At 73.8% G+C, this 4,021-nt stretch carries 3 protein-coding genes; all 3 read right to left on the reverse strand.

Annotated elements, in window-relative coordinates:
* Positions 1–80 precede the first annotated feature (80 nt).
* A complete protein-coding gene (locus BH719_RS04780) occupies positions 81–1,700 on the reverse strand; it encodes a lysine--tRNA ligase (RefSeq protein ID WP_034255258.1) in 1,620 nt (539 codons plus the stop codon).
* A 38-nt stretch (positions 1,701–1,738) separates the two neighbouring features.
* Positions 1,739–3,046 (reverse strand): protoporphyrinogen/coproporphyrinogen oxidase, encoded by a 1,308-nt coding sequence (locus tag BH719_RS04785; RefSeq protein ID WP_009743625.1) that lies wholly within the window; start codon positions 3,044–3,046, stop codon positions 1,739–1,741.
* A gap of 229 nt (positions 3,047–3,275) precedes the next feature.
* On the reverse strand, positions 3,276–4,021 hold a 746-nt coding region (locus BH719_RS04790; RefSeq protein WP_009743626.1), incomplete at its 5' end, for a carbohydrate kinase family protein.

Consider the following 4,021-nt stretch of genomic DNA (forward strand, 5'->3'; position numbering starts at 1 on the left):
GCGATCACCCGGGCGCGGGGGCGGGCCGACTCCGCCCGCACCGCTCGGCGCGCGACCGGAGGGGGCACGACGGGCGGGGCTCAGCCCAGGCGCTTGACCAGCGGGAAGGGGATGGTCTCGCGGATCCCCTGGCCGGTGAGGACCATGAGCAGGCGGTCGATGCCCATGCCCATCCCGCCGCACGGCGGGAAGCCCTGTTCCATGGCGACCAGGAAGTCCTCGTCCATGACCATGGCCTCCGGGTCGCCGTTGGCGGCCGCGAGGGCCTGCGCCTCGAAGCGCTCGCGCTGGACGACCGGGTCGGCCAGCTCGGAGTAGGCGGTGCCCGTCTCGAAGCCGCGCACGTACAGGTCCCACTTCTCGGTCAGGCCGGGGCGGGAGCGGTGGTAGCGGGTCAGCGGGGAGGTGTCCTCGGGGAAGTCGTAGACGAAGGTCGGCGCCCACAGCTTGGAGGCGACGAGCTCCTCGAAGATGTCCTCGACGATCTTGCCGCTCACCGCGTAGTCGTCGACCTCCAGGCCGATGCGCTCGGCGTGCTTGACGAGGGTCTCGCGCGGCGTCTCCACCGTGACCTCCTCGCCCAGGGCCTCGGAGGTGGAGCCGTACAAGTCGATGCGGTCCCACTGGCCCGACAGGTCGTATTCGGTGCCGTCGGCCAGGCGCACGACCTCCCCGCCCTCGGGCAGGTCGAAGGCGTCGCGAGCAGCCTGCTGGATGAGGTCACGGGTCAGGTCGGCCATGCCGTTGTAGTCCGAGTACGCCTCGTAGGCCTCCAGGGACGTGAACTCGGGGCTGTGCGAGGAGTCCATGCCCTCGTTGCGGAAGTTGCGGTTCATCTCGAAGACGCGGTCCACGCCGCCGACGACCGCGCGCTTGAGGTAGATCTCCGTGGCGATGCGCAGGTAGAGGTCCATGTCGAGCGCGTTCATGTGCGTGGTGAACGGCCTGGCGGCGGCGCCCCCGTGGACGACCTGCAGCATCGGCGTCTCCAGCTCGATGTAGCCGCGCCGGTGGAAGTTCTCGCGGATGGAGCGGTTGACGGCGGCGCGCACGCGGATCATGTCGCGGGCGGCGGGGCGGGTGATGAGGTCGAGTTCGCGCCGGCGGATGCGCTGGTCCTCCGACAGGGTGATCTCCTTGCCGTCCTGCGTGGTCCAGGTCTTGGGCAGGGGGCGCAGCGCCTTCGAGGCGATGGCCCACGAGGCGTCGGGGGCGGGCAGCGCGGTGGGCGCGGCGTCGTAGGCGGCCCTCGCCTGCTCGGTGGGCTCGGCCGGGGTCGCGAAGACCGACAGCTCGCCGCGGCGCGAGGAGATGACGCGCCCGTGGACGAAGAGGTGGTCCCCCAGGTCCACGTCATTCTTGTAGGCGGCCAGCGAGTCGGCGCCGACGGAGGCGGCGGAGAACATCACCTGGATCTTCTCGCCCGCGCCGTCCATGAGGGTCGCGAAGCAGAGCTTGCCGCCATTGCGCATCAGGACGACGCGCCCGGCGATGCCCACGAGGTCCTCGGTCTCCTCGCCCGCCTCCAAATGGGCGTACCGCTGGCGGACCTCCGCTATCGTGGAGGTGATCGGCAGCGCAACGGGGTAGGCGGGGGTGCCCTCCTCCATGAGGCGGGCGCGCTTCTGAGAGCGGACCTTGACCTGTTCGGGGGTGTCGTCCGCGGGGGCGTTCACGTTCTGGGCGTTTGCTTCACTCACGCGCCCATCGTACCGGGCGCCGGAGCCCCCGGCCGCCCTCAGCCGCGTTCCGCCGCCAATCGCACACGGTTCGCGGCCCACAGCCCCGTCAGGGCGGCGGAGTCCGACCAGGGGAACGCCAGGTAGTCGCCCGCCAGGACCACCGGCCCGCTCTGCTCGCCGCGGTAGCGGCGCACCAGGGAGGCCCGCCCGACCCGGCAGGTCGGCATGGCCGCGGGGATCCTCACGACACGGCTGGACGCCTGGTCCACGGCGGCCTCCAAGGAGGGGGCGAGCGCGCACAGGGACTCCACCGCGCGTCCGACGAGCTCCTCGTCGGACGTGCCCCGTTTGATGCACTCCCCGGCCGCCTCCCCGTCGAACATCACGGTGACGGCGTCGCGCCCGGGCGCCGCGTGCCCCGCGCGGCTCGACGCGCACAGGGCAGCGAGGTCGCCGCTCCGGCCGGGCGAGGCCAGCAGCCCGTAGGCGCCCCCCAGCTCGTGGTCCGCGAGACGGCGGCTGAGGGCCACCACCACGAGGAGGCCCGGGCTGTACGGTGTGGCGATGAGCTCCGCCTCCACGGGGGACGGGTCGTCGAGGAGGGCCGCGGCCCTGGGGCCGGGCACGGCCAGGACGACCCGGTCGGCCTCGACGGACGTGCCGTCGGCCAGGACCAGGGCGGCGCCGCGCGCGCCGCGCTCGAGGCGGGCCACTGGCGAGTCGTAGTGGATGGTGAGCCCCGAGGCGAGTGCGCGGGGCACCGCCTCGAGGCCGGGGTCCGCGGTGAGCGTCGTGAAGGGACGGGCGCCGTAGGCGACCATGGCGAGCGCCGCCGACGCGGAGGTGGTGGCGAGGTCCTGGAAGTAGTAGCCCCTGAACGCCGAGCCGATCACGGCGTCCGTGAAGGCCCGGCCGAAGCGCTCGGCGCACCACGGTGCGGCGGGAACGTCGATGTCGGCCCACTGGGCGGGGTCCGCTGGGTCGGCCCGCACCAGGCGCCGGGCCTGGCCGGCCAACGCCCACCCGGCCCGGGCGGCGTCGCGCCAACCGACCACGCCCGCGCGCACCATCGCGGGACCGCTGGGCTTGTACGCCTTGACGGCCGAGTCGGTGATGATGCCGGCGCGCGAGCGGATGGGGCGCAGTGGCACTCCGAGGCGCTTGGCCAGGCGGGGGAGCACCCGGTAGGTGGAGGAGAGGAAGTTCGCGCCGACCTCGACTCCGCAGTCGGCGACGGACGCCGTCTCGATGCGGCCCCCCGCGCGGCTGGTCGCCTCGTAGATCTCCACGTCCTCCCCGCGCCGGGCGAGCGCGTCCGCGCACACCAGCCCCGCGATCCCCGCGCCGATGACAACTGTTCTCATGGGAGCATTCTACGTCACAGGGCGCTCCGACTGGCGCACTACGGATCAACTGGCGCACTCCGGTGCGAACAGCCCGCCGTTTCCCACAGTCGCACACAAGGGCCCTGGTTTTCGCAACACCTCCCGCACACAACGGCAGGATTCCGCCCTTGTGTGCGGGAGTGTGTTGCGTAACTCCGCTCCTTGTGTGCGGGCCCCCTGCGGATCCCGATGGGTGGAGGCGCGCGCCCTACTCCCCCGGCGCCGCGCCGCATTCGGCGAGGAAGCCCTCCACCTCGTCCAATGCCGGGGCGGCGCTGGCCCCTCCCCTCCGGGTCGTGGACAGCGCGGCGGCATGGACCGCGAAGACCAGGGCGCCGCGCACCCCCCTGCCCCGCAGGAGGGCCCAAGCCAGCGCCGCGGAGAAGACGTCCCCCGCTCCGGTCGTGTCGTCGGCCGCCACCGGCGGGGCGGGCACGGCGGCCCGCAGTCCCGGGGCGACGGCCAGCGCCCCCGCAGCGCCGCGCGTCACGACGCACATCGGGCACATCCCGGCCAGCCGGGCGGCGGCCTCCTCCACAGTGCCGGCCCGCGTGTAGGCCAGGGCCTCGGCCTCATTGGGGGTGAACACGTCCGCGAGCGCCAGCGCCCCCAGGTCCCCCTGGTCCCAGCGCCCCGTCGGATCCCACCCGCAGTCGGCCAGCACCCACGTGCCCTCCCGGCGCCAGCGCCCCACGGCCTCCGCGTTCGCGGCGAGTCCTCGCAGGTCGGTGAGCAGGGCGGCGGGCGCGGGGCCCCGCAGCGGCGGGAACTCCTCCGTCCCGAACGAGGTCATGGCCCGGTCCCCGTCGAGCGCCAGTGACACGGTCACCGATTGGCGCTCCACCGCCTCGAGCGCGTCCAGTCGGACCCCCTCCTGGGCGAGCAAGCCCCGCACCAGGTCGCCCGCGGCGTCCTCCCCCGCGTACGAGGCGAGGGCCGCGCGGGCTCCGAGCC

Origin of the sequence: Pauljensenia hongkongensis (assembly GCF_001746855.1) — a bacterium.
In the GTDB taxonomy this organism is placed as follows: Bacteria; Actinomycetota; Actinomycetes; order Actinomycetales; family Actinomycetaceae; genus Pauljensenia; species Pauljensenia hongkongensis.

Excerpts from the sequence above, each read along its gene's own strand:
- BH719_RS04785 (WP_009743625.1), bottom strand. The coding sequence starts at position 3,046 with ATGAGAACAGTTGTCATCGGCGCGGGGATCGCGGGGCTGGTGTGCGCG.